This is a genomic window from uncultured Proteiniphilum sp., assembly GCF_937873925.1.
Classification (GTDB): Bacteria; Bacteroidota; Bacteroidia; order Bacteroidales; family Dysgonomonadaceae; genus Proteiniphilum.
Window position 1 is genome coordinate 12588 of record NZ_CALNAT010000155.1, and the last position, 24842, is coordinate 37429.

At 44.5% G+C, this 24842-nt stretch carries 11 protein-coding genes; all 11 read right to left on the reverse strand.

Translation table 11 applies throughout. The annotated features are described in order from the left end of the window. Positions 1-5: 5 nt before the first annotated feature. On the reverse strand, positions 6-2705 hold the full coding sequence (locus Q0502_RS10770) for a sugar-binding domain-containing protein (RefSeq protein ID WP_298650592.1): 2700 nt from the start codon (positions 2703-2705) through the stop codon (positions 6-8). Further along, positions 2702-4510 (reverse strand): hypothetical protein, encoded by a 1809-nt coding sequence (locus tag Q0502_RS10775; RefSeq protein WP_298650595.1) that lies wholly within the window; start codon positions 4508-4510, stop codon positions 2702-2704. Before Q0502_RS10775 ends, Q0502_RS10770 begins: the two co-directional genes overlap by 4 nt. Continuing rightward, positions 4507-7278, reverse strand: a complete 2772-nt coding sequence (locus Q0502_RS10780) for a sugar-binding domain-containing protein (protein WP_298650597.1) — start codon at positions 7276-7278, stop codon at positions 4507-4509. The genes Q0502_RS10775 and Q0502_RS10780 overlap by 4 nt, the downstream gene beginning before the upstream one ends. Before the next feature lie 39 nt (positions 7279-7317). Beyond that, positions 7318-8943 carry a glycoside hydrolase gene (locus Q0502_RS10785; RefSeq protein ID WP_298650599.1) on the reverse strand — a complete coding sequence of 542 codons (1626 nt, stop codon included), beginning with the start codon at positions 8941-8943 and terminating at the stop codon, positions 7318-7320. Positions 8944-8963: 20 nt separating this feature from the next. Continuing rightward, entirely contained in the window at positions 8964-10790 is a 1827-nt protein-coding gene (locus Q0502_RS10790) for a sulfatase (protein ID WP_298650602.1), read from the reverse strand. Between the two features lie 326 nt (positions 10791-11116). Next, positions 11117-12706 (reverse strand): hypothetical protein, encoded by a 1590-nt coding sequence (locus tag Q0502_RS10795; RefSeq protein ID WP_298650604.1) that lies wholly within the window; start codon positions 12704-12706, stop codon positions 11117-11119. Positions 12707-12747: 41 nt separating this feature from the next. Further along, positions 12748-14442, reverse strand: a complete 1695-nt coding sequence (locus tag Q0502_RS10800; RefSeq protein ID WP_298650607.1) for a RagB/SusD family nutrient uptake outer membrane protein — start codon at positions 14440-14442, stop codon at positions 12748-12750. Positions 14443-14465: 23 nt separating this feature from the next. After that, positions 14466-17255: a SusC/RagA family TonB-linked outer membrane protein gene (locus tag Q0502_RS10805; protein WP_298650609.1), complete on the reverse strand. Its 2790-nt coding sequence runs from the start codon at positions 17253-17255 to the stop codon at positions 14466-14468. A gap of 55 nt (positions 17256-17310) precedes the next feature. Then, the gene (locus Q0502_RS10810) at positions 17311-19101 is read right to left on the reverse strand and encodes a RagB/SusD family nutrient uptake outer membrane protein (RefSeq protein ID WP_298650611.1); all 1791 of its coding nucleotides are present in this window, start codon (positions 19099-19101) and stop codon (positions 17311-17313) included. A 12-nt stretch (positions 19102-19113) separates the two neighbouring features. Next, entirely contained in the window at positions 19114-22347 is a 3234-nt protein-coding gene (locus Q0502_RS10815; protein WP_298650614.1) for a TonB-dependent receptor, read from the reverse strand. 242 nt (positions 22348-22589) lie between these two features. Then, a partial coding sequence (locus Q0502_RS10820; RefSeq protein WP_298650617.1) for a glycoside hydrolase family 2 TIM barrel-domain containing protein occupies positions 22590-24842 on the reverse strand: 2253 nt, incomplete at its 5' end.

The following is a 24842-nucleotide window of genomic DNA, read 5'->3' on the forward strand; positions in this document are numbered from 1 at the left end:
TTTACTCACTTATTATATTCTTTCAGGTATTCCAGTAAACTATGAAATAATGCTTTCACCTCCGGTTCGTTACTGCAAGCGAATAAGTCCGAAGAGCAGACCAGCGCTTTGCTTCCGGGAAGCTGATAGATTAATCCCAGTTTATGGTTACGCTCAAAATTATCTATTACCTGTACAATCGGGAAATAGTCGGCCGGCATGTCGTCAAGAATCATAGGCCGCGAATTCTTCACAATATTCCACCACTGCCAGTTGGTATGCGAATCGGTAGGGAAAGAGTTGAATATCCCATGTCCGGGGTTTTCCACCAATAACCCTAAAGTACCGGGCGAAGGTTCGATATCCAAACTTTCAGCTACACCTTTAAATACTTTGAAATTCCAGAAATCGCTGATAAATAAACCTCCTACAGATTGTTCTCGGATATCTTTCTCCATGGGGATATATAAAACGGGTTTTCCCGCTTCATATAGCTTTTCAAAAAGTTTTTTATCACGGGTAACGGTTACCCCATTGAAATGGGCTTCGGCTATTTTTGTGGTAGTGTAGTGCGGATATACCCAGATATCCCAAGAATTCCGATAATCCGTTTCTTTCACAGCCACCTGAAATTTCATTTTTGCCGGTTCATTGATATCGTTTAAAGGAATACTCAAAGTTGTCAAAGAATTCAGTTGCCCCTGGGAAATGACCGGGCAGACAATGTCTTTCCTGTAAATAATTTCACCGGATTCGGTGGATAATGTACAGGAGACTGTCTTATCCGTTATGTCAGCCTGTCCGTAATGGGCGATCTGTATCTCTGCAGTAAATATCTCGTCCCTGCTCCAGCAGTATTTCGGGAAGCGTGCCAACGGTACAACATCCGTACAGAATTCAGTCCATTTTTCCTGTGAAATAACACCTTTGGATTCCATGAAAGCGTCGAGGATACCCACGAGGGCAGTTCCCTGGCCGGGATAGTCCTGTAAGTCGAGTAGCTGGAATCCGCCAAAACCGGGGGTACGCAATGCCATCTCTATCTCTTCCCTGTAACACAAGGCGGCCAGTGCACCCGAAGCTTGTAAGAAAGTGCTTGCCTGTATGCCCATCCCTGCCTGTTCCAACCGGTTTTTGAATACCATGAAGTTCAAAGGGCGCAGGACGCCTGTATATTTATCAGTTTCCTCAAAATTGGGATATATCTGGTATTGTCCCGTTTCATGCCCGATGGCAGGTTTACCCAACTTTTGATTGGCAGAAGAAAAATCACGCAATGTATTCGGGATAAGACAATTGATTACCCCTCCCCTGTCGGAATCAGCAAATGAGAAAGAACCCCTCAAGTCGGTACTGTTATCCGGAGCCACTTTCCCATGCCGCATGGCCACAAAGAAATCTTCCAAGGAATGCGTTTGAGGGTTCCAGTAATGATTGTTTGTTCCCAGCGCATAAAGATGGCGCTGATCCGCCTCTTTTAACTCTTTTACGATATTTGCCATTATCGCGGTATCCCCTTCCAGTTCATTTCCCAGACTGAACATAACGAATGAGGGATGATTCCCATATTCCTCTATAATGCGGCGCCCTTCCTGCTTCATATAGGATATAAGGAGAGTATCCGTCTCACGGTAGGTTCCCCATAAAGGCAGTTCCGGTTGCAGGAATACACCTGCTTCATCGGCGGCGATGAAAGCGGCCTTGGGTGGAGTCCATGAATGATAACGCACATGATTAAGGCCATAAGAGCGAACGATGGAGAAATATCTTCTCCAGTCATCTATCTCCATGCCTGCATATCCGGTAAGCGGGAAAACCCCGCATTCATTTTTACCCCGCAGGAAAACTGTCCTGCCATTGTTCACGAATCGTGTTCCCCGTGTTGTGAAATTCCTGATCCCGCTACGAACAGTCTTTGAATCATTTCCCTGAATGTTTACCTGAAATGTATAAAGAATAGGCGTATATTCATCCCACAAGGCAGGATCGGGTATCTTTATTTCCATTTGGCATTCCGAATCACCCGGTATTATATTTACCCACATTTCTTTTTGTGAAACGATTTTGCCCTCTTCATTTTTAACGGTAACCCCTATTTTCTGATTGTCCAAAGGGATTTTGGTATGATTGCCAAGAGATACCCGAATCATACAATTCCCATCCATCGAAGTTTCAATCCGTATTTGCCGGATAGATATATCCGGCAGCACCTTTACATAAAAGTCACCCAGGATGCCATTCCAATTGGTTTGGGTGTGCTCTGAATAGGCATGCGAACCTCCCAGCGGAAGCAGGCTTTTGGTATTATCAATTTTTATGGCAATATGGTTTTTGCCTGCTTCAAACAATGAGTCGATTCTGTAAACATGGGGTGTGGAAACGCTATTCCGGCTACCCACCGGTTTTCCGTTAATGTATACTTCCGATACTTTCGTGCGTTCCATATACAGTTCGACCGGACGGTTTACCCAGGAGGAGGGGATCATCACTTCTTTTTCATACCAGGCAACTCCCTGGTAACTGTGTGTTTCACTCAGCATATTGGTAGCGGAATCTGTGGGTTCATAACCTACATTATTCTCAGCAAGGGAACCCGGAAGAATGACTTTATACTGCACCGAATCGATACTTACAGTCCATTCGCCGGACAGATCTATCCGGGTTTCCGGTTGTGCGCAGGAAACCATCCACCCTATAAAACCAATCGATAACAGAATCTTCTTCATTTCGATATCTTTTTCCAGTCACCCGAATAATATGCTTTATCCAGTTGTAATTGCATCTCATTGTCTCCGGAAAGTTGTGCAAGATGGCGCAAATCCCTGTAGACATAGAAATTAAGCCAGAATCCATAACTGTATTTCTCGAACCGGGTACGCGGTTGTTTCCAGAAGGCATACCAGGAAGTATTAAGCCGGTGTTTTTCCGCTACTTCCATTGCCTGTTGGGCACGTTGCCATATCTCATGGGTACAGATATCGAATAAGGCACGCACATCCTCGTATTTCATATTTGCGGTATCATAAATTGTTCCCCTGTCGTCAATACCCAGCTCAATGAGAGAGATGCGTTCTTCGAACTTGCCGTCACCATCCAGGTCATATTCAACAAGATCAAAGAAACCGTTATCATCCGTATCTGCGTACCTGACTGTCGCCCATGAGTCAGGGTCGGGATAGAGACGCTGTTCTACGTGACGAGAGTCGTATAACCCACCGTATCCCTGAAAATAGGAAGCATTCTGGTCTATCCGCCATGCACCCCATTCAGCACCATACAGGTGAATACGCCCATCTATGGGCGACAGGTATAATTTCCCTTTTCCCGAATTGTCTTCGTCAAATTCACCCCTGTCACCAATGGCGTCCGACTGTTTATGGCTATCGAGCCCGCCTTTGGCTGCCCCCACCTTGAACAGATCATAAGGATAATAGAGTTCCACGCGTTCCCAGCGGTTACAATCATCGTCTTCATCAAAAACAAACCAGCAGTAATCCCACTCACCCTCTTTAAAGGTCATATCATACGCTACGGTTTCATCCGGATAAATGAGTGCTTCCATCTGTCTCCAACGGGGATCATACATGTATTTATCGGCTTCGGGCAATCCTCTTAAATTTTTGAAAGTATGTACCTGGTCGGCATACTCAAAGCCTTTTCCGGCAAAATGAACAGTCATATCGAGATCAAACTCGTTTCCCTGACCATTGTCGTTATCCATATCCCAGGCGATACTTGCCCAGGTGATCCGTTGGCTGTACAGAATATCGTGTTCAGGGTCGATCTTTTCGAATCTTTTGTCTTTTGGTTCGTCCGGCCGGGGTCTGATATAAGGAACATCCATCAACCGGAGAGCCATTTCAGTCAGACCATCTTCGTCGTAATCATAAAAAATAAACGGATTCTCGCAATTGAAACGGGTATCTGCCACCCTGAAGCTGGAGTTATGTCCCTTTAGCAGCAAGGTATTCCCATGATAATCCTGATAAAAGTTAGCATGCCCGTTCCGTTCCCAGCAAAAGGGAAGGAGTTTGTTCCAATCGATAAAGGTTTTGATATCGTCTTCTTCTATATCGATCACAATGATAAAGTCGGATTTGTAATCGGGACTGTAACGGACATCTTCTTTCCCGTTATAAATAACAATTTGCAGGTCGGCCATACCATCATCGTCAGTATCCACCCAGTCAATAGACAGATCCTCCGGCCCGCCGAATATCCCGTCTTTATTCAGGTCTATCAGCAAACAATCATTGTCGGTATCGCCTTCCGTATCGCCGTATTGCATATCACCGTCGTCATCGACCCACATCACCGGAATACTGTCCAGAATAAATGTACGGATAATATCAGGCGCTCCATCTCCGGTCAAATCCTCATAAGTGATAGTCGATTTATCCGTTACCAGCGGGAACCTCCAGGGAGTTAACCGGGTGTTCTGGTTCCAATATCTTTGCTGGGCATACAAGCTGTATGCCGATAAAACAGTGAAAAGCGAGATTAGTAACAATTTATTGCTGTAATACTTCATGGCTGAATAAACAGTCTATCGATCATTTCAAAGGTCAGCACCTCTTCAGGCGAGAATTCCGCAGAGTTCATATAATGAACCATACTGTAATACATCTGACGCGCAACCGGGCTTTTATCGAGTATGTCGTTGAACGCAATGGTGGTTGCCAAAAGTTTTCCTTTTCCTACTTTTGCTTCAAATATAAGGCCAATTTTCCGGTTATTGTTCCAATCAGGGATAATTTGTACCAATGGTCTGAATGCATAGGGCGTATGATCCAGTACGACCGGCTTTGAATTTCTTACCAGATCGAACCATTGCCAGTTGGAATGGAATTCGGTAGGGAAGTGCCTGAATAGGGCATGCTGCGGATTACATAATATACCCAGCAGATTGGGCGGAGTACCCGACCAGACCGCATTCCACGATATGCCTGAGAAACCGGGCGGCACATCGGAATTTATTTTTGCCGTATCGGCCAGTAACAGCACATTACCTCCTTTATCAAGATGCGCCTTAGCTTTTTTATCCCATTGCCGGGTCACCCATACATTTTTCGGAGTTACATCGGGAAGTGTCTGAGGATATACCCAAATCTTCCATTCATTGGATATATCTGTGCCATCGATTTTTATCTTCATCATCAAATCGGTCGCTTCCCGGATATCTGCAAAGGAGATGGATATTTCCCCTATATCGGTAACAGGGCCTATGGGTATGTTAATACCGGTGAAACTACCCTGCTTATATATCCGCCCATCGGGAAACTGAAGTGTCCATGTGACTGCTGCCTCTTTGAACTCTTTTTTCAGGAAATTGGCAACCTGGGCTTTTGCTATAAAAGTTTCCGCATTGGTCCAGGTAAGTTTTTCGACGCGAAGAAGGGGTAAACAAGGTTGCTGGATGTTTCTGAATTCCTTGGCAGTCACATACGGTTTGGGGTCATGGAAAACATCCACCACACCGACGGGTGAAGTACCTTGTCCGGGGAAATCGTTCAACTGTAACAGATGATAGCCTCCAAAACCGGGTGTACGGAAATAAGATTCAAACTCCTCCTTTTTCTGTATTACCTGAAATTTGCCGGAGGCGATATGGAAATCGTATGCCTGGTCGAGCATGTTCTTATTCCTGAGGTCTTCACGGAAGAGTTCATAATTATACGGTTTTAATACCCCCACATATTTGCTTACCTGACCAAAATCCGGATAAGCGCACCATTGCCCGATCTCATGGGTGATCATCGGGATCGTGAATTTGCTCACATAATCGGAATAATCATACAAAGTATTTAATGGTTGCGCGTTGAACCGGCCTTTTAATCCCTCCTGCCAGCGTTGGGGGCGGGCTCCGTAGAAATCGTAAAAGTCGCTCCCCTCCACGGTGGGATATCCTGACGCTGCCACATACAGATGGCGCGGGTCGGTTTTCCACTGTTTCAGCATCTCCTGAAGGAAAGGCACGCATCCTTTGCCTACAAGTTCATTTCCCTCACAAAAGAAAGTAAAGGAAGGATGATTCCCATATGCTTTAAATATCCTACGGGCTTCGGCAAAATAAAACCGGTTAGTAGCTTCATCTTCTCCTACGGTAAAGCGCCAGTCCGGATTTTCTACCTGCAGGTATAAACCCAACTCGTCGGCAGCAATGAAAGCAGCCTCGGGCGGACACCAGGAGTGAAAACGTATACAATTGAGTCCATACTCTTTATAAACCGTAAGCAACCGTTTCCATTCGGAATAATCCATAGGAGGGTAACCGGTAAGCGGGAACTCGCAGGAATTCACCGCCCCACGCATAAAAACGGGAATATCATTGACAGTAAACTGTGTTCCCCGTGTAGCAAGATCCCTGACACCAAACCTTACCGTTCTTTCGTCATAATAGTCTTTATCGGGTATTATAACGGCATATTCCAGTTCATAAAGATAGGGATCGAACTCATCCCATGTGTACCATTGCATGCCGGGATCATAGCGGTGGGTAAGCGTGATCACCGAATCATTTCCTTCGAACGGAACAACAATCTCCGGCATCGATTGCTTGTCGGGCGTATTCACGGAATGGCAGATGATGCGCACCTCTCCTTGTACGGGTTGGCCAGTACGATTCGATATCCCGGCTGTAATATCCAGTTTATTCTCTTTGCGTTGCGGGTAAACCTGTACATCGGTAATATGCACTTTATCGAATGCCTGAATCTCCATACGCCCGATGATCCCGTTCCAGTTGGTCTGGGTTTCGGCACTTATGGCATGGGTGTAGGCTATATCATAAATCAGGCTGTTGTCCACACGGATACGCACAGTGTTTTTTGCGCCGGCCTTTATATAAGGTGTAATATCGTACGTATGGGGAGCAGAGAGGCTTTCCTCCCGCCCTACCTTATGACCGTTTATCCAGACCTGTGTTTCCCAATGAGCCCGTTCAAGAAAGAGAAACATTTGCTTGTCTTTCCATCCCTCGGGAATAAAGATATTGTCTTTTTCATACCATGCTGCCCCGCTATATTCAAAGAGACGGGTAAGCCGGATGGAAGTCATATCCTGTGTCTTGTAGCCTTTGCCGGCCTGATCTGTTGAACCGGGTAGTACTATTGTTTCGGGAAACTTACTCACAAAATTACTGCCTTTGACAGGGATACTGACATTCATCGGATCGAGTTTGAAGTTCCATATACCTGCCAGGGAGACGGGTGTTTCGGTTCGATTCCCGTTGTGTTGCGGCTGTGCCTTAATGAGACAGCAACTGGCTATAAACAGTATGAATAAAAGATATCTGGACATTTCTGTTTGTATTTATAAATTATAGAATCTGCGGACAACTTACTGAATTTCACCTATCAATGTGACCACTGTCTTTGGTGCAATAACAATTTCATCCGGATTAACTTCCGCCCCTTTTTCAAGATTCGAGTTCTCCGAAGTAATATATGGAATAAGTTTCCCGTTCTTTAATTTTCCATTCAACTCAAGTTTATAGGTACGTTCGGTATTGCTTGTATTAATAGCAACAACAACCAGCTTCCTGGTATCGGTATCTTTATAAGCGCTTATCATCACATCGGTGGATGCCTGCACCGGATTTTGTCCATCAACATGGATCCTTTTCATGCCCGGACGAATAAAGAAAGAGTAATTTCCAAAAGCCCATAATAGTTTGGAATCGCGGACAAATCCATCCTGTTTACAATATTCTGGTGACTGGCTCCCATTGTTTGCCCCGTCGTCCAGATAAATAAGTCCATCTTTGTAGTTAGCTCTGGTAAGGGCAGTCCACCATTGCCATGAGGATGCATTGGCCACCACCAGATCATTATGGATAATACGTGCAACAAAAAGGGCGGTTTTCATCCCCAGATCGCGTTGATTACCTGTACCGCCCGGTATCTCATTCTCTCCGGGTTGCTCCAGAATACAATACTCTGTCTGCCAGTATTTCAGTCCCGGGTATTGTTTAATCTGGGCATCCAGCTTCTGACGATGTTCCACCTGGCTGGTAACCGGCCATACTGAGAAATAACTATGACCGGTTATCACCTTTTCGACATTGGACAACGACGCAATATTCAGTGTAGACGTGGAGCTCCAGAATTCCACGATCTGATTGTCGCGCATTTCATTATTCACCATTCCATACAGGTAATTAATCGCACCGGCTTCTCCCAATGCAATAGTAGTGGATAAACCACGTTCTTTTAACCTTTCGGATAAAAGGGAAGTAAGTTCAAACAATTCCCGGTTAGTGGCAGGCGTCCCTTCCTGACCGGATTTACCATTATTACCCGCCAGCCATTCCCACTGCGGTTCATTTACCGGACTCAGGTAATCAAACGTCACTCCTTCTTTCTCTTGCAGGTTTTCAATACAATCCACCAGAAAATCGGCATAATCCGGCATCATACCTTCTTTGATATTCATTCTCTGTTTTTGGGGCGAGAATGCTTTACCGTTAATGGTCATATGTACGGGCGGACTGATGGTAAAAGCCAGGTATTTCTCCACTCCCCGCTCACGGGCGGACTGTAAAAACCAACGCTGTCCCTCCTGCTTATTCCAATTATAGGTCCCGTCCGGAGACTGGAAACATTCTCCCCTACGCCATTCATCAGAGATATCGCTATCGGGGCCTTGTTCCATACTTCCGGCTCCAAGATAAAACCGCCAGATAGACAATCCGATCCCTTTGGGGTTTCCCTTCTCATCAGTTTCCTTACTGAACAATAGGTCCGCAATCCTGTTTTTCTTCTCCTCCGGCCAGTATTTGCCTACCATTTGGCAACGCCAGGCATCGGAAGCACCAAAACCGTCAATTATTTGTAACTCCTGCTCCGGATCAATTTTCATTACGCGCGTTTCAGAGGGAACAGAAGGGGAAGGGATCTCCACCTTCGATCCGCAAGCAAAAAAAATAACCGTTAATCCTATTATAATATTAGCGATATACCTCATTTTATTTATTTTATTACAATTTACCAAAAGAATTCCATCTCAAGAGGCTGATCAATAAGCCTGTATAATAATACCTGCAGACTCTGCTTAGGTAATTCCATATTTCTGCTTTCTGTTCCCATCTTTTCTTCCAGTTGCACCAGTTGTTCAATAAAATCTCCTTTTCTCTGCATATAATGCAAATTGTGTAGGACCATCAATACTAAATCAGGGTCGGAACCTGAAAGATATTTTTCCAACACCTCCCGGGCTTCCCGGTTCTTATTCATATCATATAGCGTTGATGCCAGAAAAATCTGCACCGGAGGGTAAGGATCAAACAGATGGTGTGAAATCTGTGTTATTTCGGTTTCATCAAAAGAAGACTGGCTTTTTAAACCTATGGCCGCCCAAAGCCTCGTTACTTTAGCAGGACTATTCAGAAGCCTGATCTGTTCATTTTTACTTTTTGCATCTCTCAACCCGGCATATTTAGCAGCTTCCCAGATACTATTAAAATCATAGTCATCAAGGAGTCGGTACTCATAAGGTGTTATCCTGTCCCCCAGTTTTTTAAGTTCATATTCCGTATTGAATAACACATCCTTACTATCGACAATGTTCTTTTCAAGGGCACGTCTCATCTGATCCAGTTCTTCCCTATAAGCCCGATCATTGCTCAGATCATGCATTTCCCACGGGTCAGCTGATAAATCATACAGATACTCTCCTTCCCTTGGCTCCATAACGATGGCTTCCTGATCAGACAGTTTTCCGTTATTATAATCATTTATAATAAGCCGGCTGATTTCTCCATAGATAAAATAATGAATCCATCTGAGCTGTGGGGAATACGGTGTGAAATGTCTGGTGTACAGAAGGTTGTTTTTAATAACCGTACGATCCAGATTGAATGAATTCTCACATCCGTCATTAGATACGAAAAGATACTTCTTGGCTTCTTCCCGTTGACTCCCAAGAAAAGCCCTGCCGTCGAAATATTCAGGAATATCAACGCCTGCCAGACTTAATATGGTAGGAGCAAGATCCGAAAAGTCTATATGCTCATCGGTAACAACTCCTTCCGTACCCCATGGCGATAAATGTCTGTAAATTTCCGGAAACCAAACGACAAAGGGGACTTTGTATCCCTGGCCTATTCCATTTGATTTTCCCCGTGGCATTCCTTCCCCGTGATCAGCGTAAAAGAAGATAATGGTGCTATCCATCAGACCCTCTTTCTCAATACGGCTCAGTATTTGTCCAATTTTATAATCAGCGAGAGAAACGCCGTTATACACGCGCGCCAGTTGCTTTCGCATCTCTGGCGTGTCCTTATAAAATGGTGGCATCTGAAAATCATTGTCGCTTACTTCAAGCGAATCGGGTAATAAATCCAACACCTGTTTTTCATACATATGATATGGATTTGTCATCGTTCTTGACTGATGAGAATCCCCAAAATTGAATATGGAGAAAAAGGGTTGACCCGGCTTTCTATTCCACCATCCTGCTGTTGCTGAACTTTCATTCCATGAATCGGTAATAATCCTCTTTGCATCAGAAGTATTATAATCGGTTTTGGAATTATTGGAGGTATAATACCCTGCTTGTTTTAAATAATAAGGGAATCCTTTAATAAAATCGGGAATAGGGAAATTACTCCGATGATTTCCCGTTCCCGTTTTATAAGTCTTGACGCCGGTAATAATAGTACTACGGCTGGGCGAACTCACTGTTCCGGTACTATATGCATTGGAAAACCGCACTCCGGTTGAAGCCAACCCATCAATATTCGGTGTATTTACCGCTGAATTTCCATAACAACCGATATACTGAGGCGAAGTATCTTCGATAACAAGCCACAAAATATTGGGTTTGCTATCTTTTTGGGCATAAATAACTGGATTTTTAAAGAAAAGTACTGATAAGAAAATCAAAAATCTGGAAAACATATTATAAAGTACTAACTACACCTATTCTACAAAAATATCTGTTATTCCACTTTCACATATTGTATGATTGCACATCACTGGGAGCGCATGGGGAAATTCAGTCTCTTATTACTTTATACAACCCGCAATAGATTTCCGACATCGTACAGCTTCACTATACTTAAAAACAGAGAGCAAACGGCAGGAGCCTTGCCCCCTGTTTTACAATTATTACCGGCCTGGCAGTATTATTCAACCATTCATTGTTTCTTTACAATCCTAAGCCTGTAGGTAATCAAATCGTAGGTAGCATGCCAGTCGGTATTACCGGTAAGCGAAATACCATAGTTGGCACCGTTACCGGAGGCACCTACCGGTTTGATCATCGATACCAGATCGCCGTAGGTATCTCTCATATTGGCGCGCGCGGCGGGTAACCTGAACCATCCCGTATTACCCGCAAGAGAAGCTTTGGGTGCCTGGAAACTGATATTCACACCACCAGCCGTACGAAAATCTCCACTATAGATAAAATCATGTCCGGTTTCTTTATGGAGACTGGTATTATTCTCTATCTCAGCCCATCCGGCAGTACCTACAACAGCACCACCTGAGATAATCGCCAAGTATGGATAGGGATTGGATGCAGAGAAACCGGGGAAAAGCGCCGCATTGCCAAAATCGGGATTCGTGGCGGCCAGAGGAGTTGCTTTAACCGTTTTGGCAGACATATCCACCGTAAGCGTGTAATAGCCTTTTTGCGAAACAGGCAGTCTGAACTCCGCAGCCTGAAGATCAGCCGTCAAACCGTCTTGTGTTCCTGAGGCAAGCGCCACGACATTCGTACCGTCCAGCGTATATTTGATACCTCTCGGCGATTGATTGAACGGCCTGTCGGTACCCATGAACGCAATGAAACGAATGTTCTCGTCGGTGTCATTACGATAATAGTAGTTCAACTGAAAGAGGTTGTTTCCTATCTTCTGCATAGGCACGAGCGTACCTATACCCCATGCATCAGCCGAAGCATAAGCATCAAAACCTTGTCCGCTTACTTCACCATCATTCTTTGCATCCGAAAGATACAACCGGTCCATCATACCTACTGTCAGATTACCACCGGTAACTGCCTGATTTCCGGATTTGTCGGTAGCGCGTATCATAAATTGATATTCACCTGCCGTGCCTCCCGGTATTTCGAGATTTTGAGCATAATGGTATGAAAGTTTTTCCTCTTCAGTAGTAGGATTCCAGGTATCTTCCACCTCAAAATACTGGCCTTTGACGTCTTCACCCCATACTTTGAAGTATATATCCGTCATTTCAACATCTTCCGTTATCAATGCAGCCACATTTAACGGTACCGGCGTATCGGCAAGACCGTAGAAGTGGTTGATAGTCGGTGCCTGGATGGTGATAGCAGGCGGCAGGAGATCCGGAGAATAACCCTCGATCTGATTCGTTGCCGACAAGTCGGTAACAGGAATTTTCACACGCAAGACACCTTTTGCCGCATTACTGACCAATATATCTACTTCATGTTGAGTCCGGTTTGCATCCCTGGTAACTAAAAACGTATCCTGCAGGATAAATTCTTTTCCCGAGAGGGTTACCGATTTATCAATATTCCACTCGCTAACAGATATTTGCAGCGATTTCAATGCTTCTTTGTCTTGGATAACCGCATCGACTGCCAGTTTGTACTCCGGCCCTATCCAAAGGTACTTAGCCGAATAACTTTCAAGTACCGGGATATCCGGCGATTCGTCAGCAACAAAAATAATCTTATCGGTACAAGCGCTCCAACCAAGAGCAAAAACAGTGATAAGTATGAATAATATTCTTTGCATAACCATTCCAGATTAATTTTTAACTATTAATTGATTGAGGTTCACCATCCCGGATTTTGTGTAATGGAACCTTTCAGGGTTTCGGCTTCGGGAATAGGATAAAGATACATATGTGCTTTGAAGACGCGGTCTTCTTTTTTTACAACGAGATAATCGAAAGTATTATCTTGACGTTTTGTTATCTGCATTGCCATCAGAGGTAGATTCTCGGTCTGTTCCGCAATCTTCCAACGGCGTACATCAAAGAAACGCCGTTCCTCGAAAGCGAGTTCCACGCGTCGTTCGTTACGGATACGCTCACGCATTTCGGCTTGTGTCAATCCGGGAGGCAATATTGGCATACTTACTCCGGCGCGTTGCCTGACTGCATCCACAGCCGATTTGGCATTCATTGCCATACCGCGCTTATCTTCCGGTCCATAAGCTTCGTTCATCGCTTCAGCAAAGTTGAGTAATACTTCGGCATACCTGAAAATAATCCATGAGTGGACACTTGCCTGATTTTGCGTCAGGTTCAGGTTTTCGTTGACGTATTTTTTGAGGTAGTAACCCGTGGTTGAAGCTTTCAATTTGTCTGTTCCGTCGATACCTCCAATCCAGCATTCGACATTGCGTCCTTTGAACGAGGAATTATTGACTATTATGGACATGGCAAGCCTGGGATCCCTTCCCTCATAAGGTTTTTGAGGGTCATAGCCCGAACCGGGCTGGTTGATATACTTGCCTGTACTTCGCATCTCATAGGCATCGACAAGATTCTGTGAAGGCGATGTAGTAGCCTGACCACCCTGGTCGTATCCTATCGGGTAGTTATATTTTTCGAAAGTATTTTCGTTCCATCGTTGCACGGCAAACAGCACTTCAGGATTACTATCCGAACCATTGCCGAGATTAAACAGACCGCGATAGTTATTATGCAGGGAGAATTTCCCCGATGCGATGATAGCATGTGCAGCTTCGGCAGCCCTACTCCATCGTTCCAGATCATTCGAAGGATTATGAAGAGGACTTGCCGCATACAGCAGCGCCTGGGCTTTAAGAGCCTGAGCTGCCGCTTTGGTAGCCCGTCCCCGCCATTTATTACCATCGAAATCTACCCATGTATCTCTCAGGAGAGGTATTATTTCATCGCACTCCGTAACTATAAAATCGATACAATCATCAAAATCATCCCTTGTTATTTTGAGAAGCGTTGCTTCATCGTCGATCACCTGCTTCATGATAGGGATGTCCCCGTAGCGTTTTGCCAGTTCAAAATGGTACAAAGCTCTCAAAAAGCGGGTTTCTGCCCTCAACCATTCTATATCCCTGACCTGATACCTGTAATTTTCGGCATTGGCAGTGATAGTCGTGTCGCGGAAGAGAATCGTCTTATAGTCAGCCGATCCTTCGAGAAAGAGATTGGCGCGACGAATGGCCGTGTAGAACGTACTCCAGCAATCATCAGGGTTCAAGGAAGAACTCCATGTCCCGGCATTGAAATGCTGGACAGAGGAATTGACGTCGGCATGATCGGCTTCATCGGATGCGGAAGCAAGCATGGCCGAGTTAATTCTATTGAAACCGAAATTGAACAAAGTAGCATACACTCCATAACCCGCGTTGCTCATCCGTGAATAATTGACAAAGACATCTTTTTCCTGGTATTTTGTCTCAATAGCAGTTTCCAGAAAATCGTTGCATCCCGCCAACAGACAAAGGGAAAACAGGAGTATTGAATATTGTAATATCTTCATAGAGTAATAATTTTGATTGTTGCTTAAAAATCTAAAGTTACACCAAGTGAAAAAGTCTTCAGTGTAGGATATCCGACGCTCAATGTTTCAGGATCAACGTCGGCGTCTAAATTGTCCAATGTGAGCAGGTTCAGCGCGCTCAGATATACTCTGAATTTTTCTATCCTGGCCTTTTGCACCGCTTTCCCCGCATAAGTCCATCCTATCTCGGCATTTCTCAGTCTCAGCAAGGAAATATTACGCACCCAAAAATCGGACGAACGATAATTGTTGGCATTCGCCTGCACACCAAGTCTCGGAGCGGCTGCACGGTCTGCTGTTTCGGGAGTCCATCGCCGCTCTGTTGTCCACTTTGATATGTTGTAATTGTTGATAAAAGGCCAAAACATGTAACCACTGAGATAGACGCTCCGATTTGTATTGCCGTCAAACAGGAGTTCCACATCAAAACCTTTCCACGAAGCGCCAAGATTGGCGGAATAAGAGATTTCAGGCACACTCGGTCGGCCTATAGCCACTTCGTCGTTTACATCAATGATACCGTCGTCATTCTGGTCTTTGTATTTGAGATCACCGGGACGAACGTTTGAAAAAGTCTGTACCGGACTGTTTTCGATATCCGTATTATCCCGGAAAAAACCTATTGCTTCCAGGCCGAACCGCTGACCCAACGGGCGTCCCTGCGTATATCTTGCCTGTTCCTTATGGGGCGTCTCATAACTTGCCACAATTTTGGTACGTGACATTGAACCGCCCAAACCGGCAAAATAGTTCACTTCGCCGATCTTATCGGTATACCTTGCAGAGACTTCAAAACCTTGATTACGGGTCTTACCTTTGTTCTGCATAGTAGAAAAATTGACTCCCGAAAAACTCGGCATCGTATTGGTAACATTGACAAGAATATCATACCTGTTTTCAAGGTAGAAATCGGCTGCCAGCGAGAGACGGTTATTGAGGAAAACGGCATCGACGCCTGCGTTATACACCAAGGCTTTCTCCCATGTAAACCGCGGATCAGCGAGTGCCAATTGTACCAATGCATCATAGTAAGTTATGCCTGTACCGAAGTAATAACCCTGGCTTGAAGCTGTTCCCCAATACTGGTTATAGGCGAAGCGTTCTGCTCCCTTATCGTTACCGAGGAGCCCTGCCGATCCCCTTATTTTAAGGAAATTGATGCGGTCTGCCTCAAGCATAAAATCTTCGTTCGATAAGACCCATCCAAGCGACAGAGCGGGGAAAAGTCCGAACCTGTGGCCTTTCCTATAGTTGTCCGTACCGCTGTAAGAAAATGATAATTCGGCAAGATACTTACGGTCGAAAGCATAGCTGAACCGCCCGAGCAGGTTTTGCTTGGCATAGACAGATTGTTCACCAAATGTCGAATAAGAATCCTGTTTATACATCACCAGCAGGTTAAGGTCATGACGATCAAAATTTTTCTCGTATTCAATACCGGCATGTATTCCCATCCTGTTTGTTTCCCCGTCATTACCGGTGGACACCACCAGATCTGTATCGGTACCCCTTCTGACATAATAGAGAGAGTCTTCACCTATTTGTGAAACAGTTTTTACCGGTTCATAATAAGCATAACTCTTGGTCTTATTATAACCGCTTTGATAATTACTGTTCAATGCGATACTTCCAAAGATGCCCAATCCTTCAGCAATAAAAGGCAATTTATATTTTGCCGTAACAATTCCCTGCACATTCCGCGAATGTCTTGAACCATAACCCTCTTCGAGCAGGCTACCTATAGGATTATCGGGATAATTGGCGGTTCCGGTAATTTGTCCGCCAGGGGTGCGTACGGGATAGAGATTGGGTGCATACGTAGCCATATGTTGCCAGAAAGTAGCGGTTCCGGTATTGGGGAACATGCGGTCTTCGAGGCGTCCGCCGAGATTAAGCGCAAAAGAGAGATTGGAGGATACGTCTATGTCGACGTTTGCACGGAAATTGATCCTTTGAAAGCTGATGTTGGAATTATTCTTTCCGTCGGTATGCGCATACAGGCCGTTGCTTCCCATATATCCCGCCATCACATAATAACGTGAAAAATTATTACCTCCTGAAAATGATAGCGTATAATCCTGCAAATCAGATGTTTTTGACAACGCTTCATCATACCAGTTCACATCGGGGTAATAATACGGGTCAGCGCCGCTCTGATACCCCTCCAGGTCTTTATCGGTATAAAGAGGTGACATGCCATCATTCTGCAATGCCTCATTATAGAGTCTTGCATAGTTGTAGGAGTTCTCGAATTGAGGCAGGTATGTTGGCGTTTGCAGGCCGTACCTTGCCTTAAAGGATATTTTCAGTTTTTTGTCAGTCTTACTACCCCTTTTGGTCGTAACGAGCAAAGCTCCGTTAGCGCCGCTGACACCATGTACTGCCAGTGCAGCAGCATCTTTGAGATATGTTACCGATTCTATTTCTTCGGCGGTCAGCTGATTAAAACCGTCAGTCTCAAATCCATCGACAAGTATAATAAACGAATTACTGCGCATTGAATGGGAACCGCGCAGATAAAGCGTAGCCTCGTCATAACCCGGCTCGCCATCGGTCTGAATGGTTGTCATACCGCTGAAGCGTCCGAAAAACGCATTACTCAAAGTCGCAACATGTGATTTGCGTAAGTCTCCACCGCTTACTTCCGATAATGACGAGGTAGTCCGCGTCCTGTCCTGCTGTCCGAAGCTGATGTTCAGCAAGGTACTGTCGGGATGCTCGGCATGCAGCCCTGTATTAATTATCAGAAAAATAATGAAAGCAGCCAGTCGGTTAATATTATTTTCTTTCATACGATTATTTTACTTTTTATATTTCGGTGTATGGAACCACAATGATTATTAAATCTTACCATCCGGGATTCTGTATTATATATCCCAGATCGACTTCTTGCTGCCTGAACGGATAGAGATACATTTTATCATCCCAGACGCGGCTCGAGATCTGTTCCAACTTATAAGTCGGTTCCGGTTTGGTGTCATACAATTTGAGGGTATAGATCTTGCCTTTCATCACCCCTTCTTCGCTTGCCGTCTTCCAGCGCCGCAGGTCGAAATAGCGATGCTGCTCAAATGCCAATTCAACGGCCCGTTCCCGACGGATGATCTTTCTCATCTCATCCTGATTTGTATATCTCACATCAGGCATATCCACCCTGCGCCGGACTTGGTTTACAGCCCATTCTATCTCCGTGGGGCTACCGTTTATCTCATTAAGCGCCTCGGCGTAGTTAAGGTAAAACTCAGCCAGACGGAACGTTATCCACCGCGGAGCCGGGCTGTTGGGAGTTACTCCTTTCACGAACTTACGCATGAAACCCACTCCACGTATATCCTTTAATTGTAGTGTATTCGTTTCATAAAAGTGGTATACCGTACCGGAGCCTCTTGACCACTCGGTACCGGACTGGAAAACAGAAGCCTGAAAACGCGGCTCCAGCTCGCCAAGTTTCCGCTGGTACTGCGAGTAGGGATATGCAACGCCCTCTGCTTCATCCCATACCTGGTCCGTACCGTCCTTTTTCTGATAAAACTTGGTAAAATTGAAGGTTATGGCATGATTCGACGGGTTGTTCTGGCCTTGCGGGATTATCTGTCCGGGCAACATGAACAGACAAAAATAACCACCTGCATTCTGCATTAATCCGGCACTTAATATCACCTCAGGACAAGTATGATTGATAAATATTTCTTCGTATCTATCCACCGGATTGTCAAAACCGTCGTACAACCGGCACCATCCGCTCTCATTGGAAGCCCAGTCGAGTACGGCTTTATTGGCTTGCGCAGCCAGTTGCCACCTGTTTGCGTCATACGACGGATAACCTATCAATTCACGAAGCACAGGATCGCTTACCGGCACGTATGGTTGACCGTCCGGATCGTTGAAAAGAGGACTTGCGGCATATAACAATACCCGGGCCTTCAAAGCCAGCGCAGCACCCTTGACAATACGTCCAAGATATTTTGTATCCTCATATACATTGGGCAGAAACTGGGTCGCTTCTTCACATTCAGAAACAATGAAATCTACAGTCTGAGCATATGTCGAACGAGGTATTTTTACGCCTTCCACATCATCGATCGAACTGACCGACAAAACACGATCCACGATTGATATGCCGCCAAGACGCTGCATAAGGTCAAAGTGCATTAAAGCCCTGAGAAACCGCGCTTCTGCTTTCATACTATTCTTTTCACTTTCCGGGAAAGGCGATCTGTCCACATTCTCAATAAAAATATTTGCATTACGGATACCCTGGTAGGTAATATGCGACATAAATTCCAACCCCCAGCTACCGGGATCGATTGTCGCCGCATTCCATGTTCCGGTGTGAAAATAGCGTGGTATGGCGGGATAGGTTCCCTCTACTTCAAGCTCGTCTGTAGCTACCGAAACAAGAGAACCGCTCGCACCGTAATGATAAAAACGAGGGTCGGTACTGCTCCAGAAATGATTGAATTCATAGATGGAAGCCGTACTATAAACATTCCACAGGAATTGTTCTGTCCGTATGGTCGAATTGAAAACGCTATCGACAGTAATATCGCTACTGATAGGTTTTTCCAAAAAATCTTCGCAGGAAAAAAATACTGTCGAAAAGATCAAACAACTGATTAATACTATATATTTCTTCATAGTAATGTTATATTAAAACTGAATATTTACTCCGGCATTGAATACCCGCATCGGCGGCATTACACGCCCGTATGATTCCCTTGCATCCGGGTCCATGGAATAACGGATCCCGGTCCACGTGATAAGGTTATTACCGCTCAAATAGAAACGTAAGGTCTGCAATCTGATCTTCTTCAGAAAAGAGGCAGGAAGCCGGTAACCTATCTCTAAATTCTTAAGCCTCACATACGATGCATCCTGCACCCAGAACCTTGATTTCTGATAGTTGTGTAAACCAAGCGTAGGCGAAAGCTCCAGCCGGGGATAAGATATTTTTTCACCTCTTTCGTATCTTCCCTGTTCCCATCGTTCCAACTGCCAGGTGTATGCCGCCCCCCAATCGCTGTCGAAAGGATATGCACCGGCATGTTTTGCAAAATAGATGGAGACATTGGCTGCGCCCTGAAACAATGCAGTCAAATCAAAACCTTTATACGATATACCAAACGAACCACTGTAATTAATTTCCGGAAAATCATTGTAACCTATGGGGCGCATATCCTCTTCCGTAATACGTTTGTCACCGTTCAAATCGCGATATTTCATATCACCCGGCTTTAAGCCGGCTCCTTCCCATTGCGAGATGGGCCGCTCCGGATCATCTATTTCTGCTTGCGTATTGTAAAATCCGTCGAATACCAATCCAAAATGTTGTCCCACCGACTGCCCTGTACGACGCATCCATTCATATCTACGGTTCGGTTCGTCCTGGAAAACGATGGTATTACGGGCAAATGAATAAAGACCTTTCACCCAATAATTGACAGCTTCAATTTTATCCCTGTATCCAACCTCCAGTTCATAACCGTAATTGTCGACTTTACCTATATTTGCAGGAGAGAGTTGGATAGCTACCAATTCGGGAATAGTAGACAAATTCCATAAGATATTATCACGTTTCTCCTCGAAGTAATCAACCGTGATACTCATTTTGTCGTTCAGTAATTTCATATCAAACCCTGCATTCCATTTTCTTGCACGCTCCCATGTAACGTTCGGACTACCCGGAAGTCCCTCCTTGTATTGTGAATAAGTGGCCTGATTAACACCCGGAATACCGAAGGTAGTACGCGCATTTCCGTCATTGGTCAATGTATAGGGTCCCTGAAGATAGAGATACCTGTTGCCACCTATCTTATCATTTCCTACTTCTCCGTACGAGCCGCGTAGCTTCAGGAAAGTAAGCACCTTGTTCTCAGGGACGAAAGATTCTTCAGTAACGATCCATCCAAGTGAAAATGCAGGGAAGAATCCAAACCGACTCCCTTCAGGGAAATTTTCCGAACCGTTATAGCCTGCGTTTATTTCTGCCAGGTATTTACTTTTGTAATCGTAGGTAACACGACCTACCAAACCGAGATACGCAGTCGGGAGCTTGTATTGCATATTCGGGTAATAGGCCTTTTGCATGGTACCAAGCAAAAGTCCGGCTATCTTGTGATCCTTTGCTATTGCCCCTTCATATTCAAGGGCAGCCTCACCGTACATCTTTCTCCATTTATTGGCGTCGGAAATGTTTTCGCTCAAGCCGTAATACGGACCGCTTTCGTCGTTCTTAAAAACCACAGGACGTCCGCTCTCCGGGTCTTTAACAACAGTGTACGTATCGAAATAACGCTGACGTCTGCTATACTTGTTGTAATACGAGTCATATGCACCCATAGCCCTGACTGAGAGACCTTTTAAAAATCTATCGAGTTTATATCTCAATGATATGTTCGTATTGATCGTATTGGAGTAGTTCTTTTCCTGTAAACCGTAACTACTTCCACTGGTGGGACCCGTTTCAACCCATGGATTAAACTCCAGTACCCCTTGGGGAAAACCGGACACTTCCGTAATGACCTTACCGTCCACAAAACCGGGACTTGACATAGGTGCGGTGCTTGTCGCCTTGTCAAATGCCGCCCATGCACCGCCGGTAGGATAAATGTTCTCAGTTACCTGATTTCCTAATTTTACTGACAACAACAAGTCTTTCGAAACGTCAAAGTCAAAATTCATACGCAGATTGTAACGGTCGTAGTTGTGTGCGGGCGAGAAACCGAAATCCTGTTCCGGTTTGTTGTATCCGCCGAACTGATTGAAATATCCCAAAGAGGCAAAATAACGCATACCTTCGGTGCCACCGCTTAAATTCATATTGTATGACTGCTGAAACGACAAAGGCCTTATCAACTCTTTAATCCAATCCTTATCGGGGTGAAAAATGGGGTCTTCCCCGCTTTGATAGATCCGTAAGTCTTCCTCCGAAAAAGTAGGAGTCCTACCCATATTACGCTCAGCCTCGTTCCTCAATATAGCATAATCATACGAGCGAAGCATTTCCGGCAATATCGATGGTTGCAGCGCCGCTGCATTCATCGTGGCACTGACTCTCGGCTTGCCTTCTTTCCCCGAACGGGTTGTTATCAAAATTACCCCGTTAGCGCCTCTGACCCCGAAAACAGCTGTTGCCGAGGCGTCTTTCAGTACGTTCAGTGTCTCAATTTCATTGGGATCAATATCGTTATAGGTCGTTCTTTCCACACCATCCACCAATATCAGGGGAGAAGCGCCGCCGGTATATAAAGTGCCGATACCGCGAATACGGATATTCGCCCTGTCGTTACCAAACTCACCCGATACCTGTACGGATTGCAAACCGGACGTGAGGCCTGTCAATGCATTACTTACACCGGCCACCGGCGCTTTTATCAAGTCTTCGTTCGAGACAGATGTAATAGCGCCCGTAGTCGTTATCTTACGCTGTGTGCCGTAACCTATCACTACCACTTCATCCAATGCGTGCGTATCTTCCTGTAGTGTGATGTCAAAAGTCGTTTTACCTTCAGTATTGATATCTTCCCCGAAATAACCTATGTAAGTTACCCGAATCTTTGCATCATTATTCACCCGAAGTGAAAAATTCCCGTCGATATCGGTAACCGTACCATTTGCAGTTCCTACTTCAACTATATTTGCCCCTATGATAGGTGTTCCTTTTTCGTCAACAACTGTGCCGGTTATCATTCTCCTTTGCTGCTGGCTGACGTGATCCTCATACTTAATAATATCTGTTTTGCTATATTGAGAATAACCTTTATTCGCCATTGAATAAAAAACAATGGAAAATAATAAAAGGGTAGTTATTCTCGCAGTCAATAAAAAATGCTTAACTGACTCCCTTTGTAGCCAATTATCTACCTCTTGAATCATATTTTTCATACATATATAATTGTTTTTGTTAAGATATTAAAAACAACAGTTCATTAGAATTTAACTTGCCCTATCCAGGATGGATAAAAGTCATTTCGTTCTATACTGAATTTATTAATAATCAGCATGGTATAATCCCATTTATAATAATAACGAAGTATTGGTATTGAAGTAAATTATTAGTTTAATGGAAAGAGACAATGGTTGAATGCTATCTGATCTATTCCATATTAAATCCTTTTTGGCAGAAACTATCTAATTACCTTCATCAGATCGTTTGGATCTATATTCCCACTCGGCTTAAAAGCGCCACTATTCATATACTGCATTAAACTGAATCTCAGTTGACGCGCTTCAGGCCGTGATGTTAAATCATTGACAAGATCTGCGCCGCTTACCACTATCCTACCCTTGCCTATTTGTGCCTCAAATAGTAAAGTCAGGCTTCTGTTGCTTACCCAGTCATCAATAATACGGACTATTGGTTTCACATCACTGGCCAAAGAATCTAATAGTACAGCGTCTGCATGGCTCATTGCATCCCACCATTGCCAATTCGAATGATATTCGGTAGGAAAATCTTTAAGAGCAGGATGTGAAGGATCACACAGAATTCCCAGCGTGTGGGGTTTCTGGTTTCCAGTCCAGGCCGTATTCCAGAATATACTTGAGAAACCGACCCCTATGTTTCCCCCCATTCCCGGAGACACCCTGCCTTTACCGAGACTGAGCAATACCTTTCCCCCATTCTGTAAATATTCCAAAGTGGATCTGTCAAGATTCTCCACAACTTTAATATCTGCCGATTCAATTTTTTGGTTTTCAGGATAAACCCAAATATCCCACGAGTTCTCGAATTTCTCTATATTTATTTTGAGATTCAATTTCCGGGGTTCATTTTTATTCCGGAAGTTATAGACTACCTCACCCAATTGAATGGCATTTCCGATAGGAATATCCTGTTGACCCAACGTTCCTTCTGAAATAATTTCACCATCCTCCACAAGTTGCCATTTCGGGCTGATTGCCTGGAAAGGTTTTTCCCCGAAGTGTGCCACTTCTATCTTTGCAGTCATTGTTTCACCTTCGGTAAAAATATGTTTTTCGAGTCGTGCCAATGGAACCGTAGTATTACAAAACCGGCTGTATTCTTCAGGGGAAATATAACCCTTCTCTTCCCAGAAAGGATCGAGAACACCTACCAACGCAGTGCCCTGACCCGGAAAATCATGCAGATCAAGCAGTTGAAAGCCGGCAAAACCAGGAGTACGGAGTGCCGCTTCAATATCAGCCTTGTAACATAACGATTGGAGTTTTCCGGAAGCCAATAAAAAACTATCGGCCAGATGCCCCATCTTATGGGTCTGCAGGCTTTCCTGAAAAATTTCAAAATTCCTGGGTTTCAATACCCCGGTGTATTTCTCAATTTCTTTAAAATTGGGATATACGCACCATTGGCCAATTTCATGGCTTACTACAGGAATTTTGTCTTTCGGCACTTTTTGTGACCAGTCATAATCAGTCCGCGGCGGTTCCGAATTAATGATACTGTTCAGTCCCTCTGCCCACCTTTGTATACGCGGCTCAGGAATATTATGGTAATCATTTACCTCTAATACAGGCCAACCGGCACCACTGGTATAAACACGACGATCATCCTTTTCTTTCCAATAGCTTACAAACTCCGCAAGGAATTCGTTGGATTTCGGTCCCCCGGGTTCATTTCCGTAAGCCATCATTACAAAGGAGGGGTGGTTGCCATAGTTTTTGACGATTCGCTCACTTTCATCCCAAACATATTGGTCTACAGGCAATCCACTTCCTAATTGAACGCTTTGGTTGGCCCAGGAAGAACATTCAACCTGAAGGTATACACCCATTTCGTCTGCCGCTTCAAAAGCAATTTCCGGCGGACACCATGAGTGAAATCGAATGTGATTCAAACCATGGGCTTGTATAGCCGTGTATATTTTCTTCCAATATTCAATGTCGGTAGACGGATAACCCGTCAGAGGGAAAATAGCGCACTCCAACGTCCCACGCAGAAAGACAGGCTGGCCGTTAATAGCAAAACGGGAACCATCCACCTTAAATTCACGTAACCCAAAATCAACTGAATAGGCATCCGTTTCATTCCCCGAATTCATCGTAAGAAAAAGTCTGTATACATTAGGATTGAATTCATCCCATAGCAGGGCGTCTTCTCCCATGTTATAAACCATCTCCACATCGTTCTTACCGGGAGAGATCTCAAACTTCCACGATTGTCCTTTTATTTTTTTACCATTCTTTTTAAGACGGGCGTCAGCCGAAAACTTTACAGTGTATGTTTCCGAAAGAAAATTATTCACTGTTGCCTTTACTTTCACAGTCTTATCTTCTACATTCGGGAAGACCTCTATATTATCAAATAAGATTTTTCCGGCTGCTTTCAGCGATATTTCCCCTACAATACCATTCCAATTCGATTGGGTATGATCGGATATACTATGCGAATTTTCTCC

What these genes read in the sequence shown, in the direction of transcription:
- Q0502_RS10795 (WP_298650604.1), bottom strand. Translation starts at nt 12,706, where the DNA reads ATGCAAAGAATATTATTCATACTTATCACTGTTTTTGCTCTTGGTTGG.
- Q0502_RS10815 (WP_298650614.1), bottom strand. Translation starts at nt 22,347, where the DNA reads ATGAAAAATATGATTCAAGAGGTAGATAATTGGCTACAAAGGGAGTCA.
- Q0502_RS10770 (WP_298650592.1), bottom strand. Translation starts at nt 2,705, where the DNA reads ATGAAGAAGATTCTGTTATCGATTGGTTTTATAGGGTGGATGGTTTCC.
- Q0502_RS10775 (WP_298650595.1), bottom strand. Translation starts at nt 4,510, where the DNA reads ATGAAGTATTACAGCAATAAATTGTTACTAATCTCGCTTTTCACTGTT.
- Q0502_RS10780 (WP_298650597.1), bottom strand. Translation starts at nt 7,278, where the DNA reads ATGTCCAGATATCTTTTATTCATACTGTTTATAGCCAGTTGCTGTCTC.
- Q0502_RS10785 (WP_298650599.1), bottom strand. Translation starts at nt 8,943, where the DNA reads ATGAGGTATATCGCTAATATTATAATAGGATTAACGGTTATTTTTTTT.
- Q0502_RS10810 (WP_298650611.1), bottom strand. Translation starts at nt 19,101, where the DNA reads ATGAAGAAATATATAGTATTAATCAGTTGTTTGATCTTTTCGACAGTA.
- Q0502_RS10800 (WP_298650607.1), bottom strand. Translation starts at nt 14,442, where the DNA reads ATGAAGATATTACAATATTCAATACTCCTGTTTTCCCTTTGTCTGTTG.
- Q0502_RS10805 (WP_298650609.1), bottom strand. Translation starts at nt 17,255, where the DNA reads ATGAAAGAAAATAATATTAACCGACTGGCTGCTTTCATTATTTTTCTG.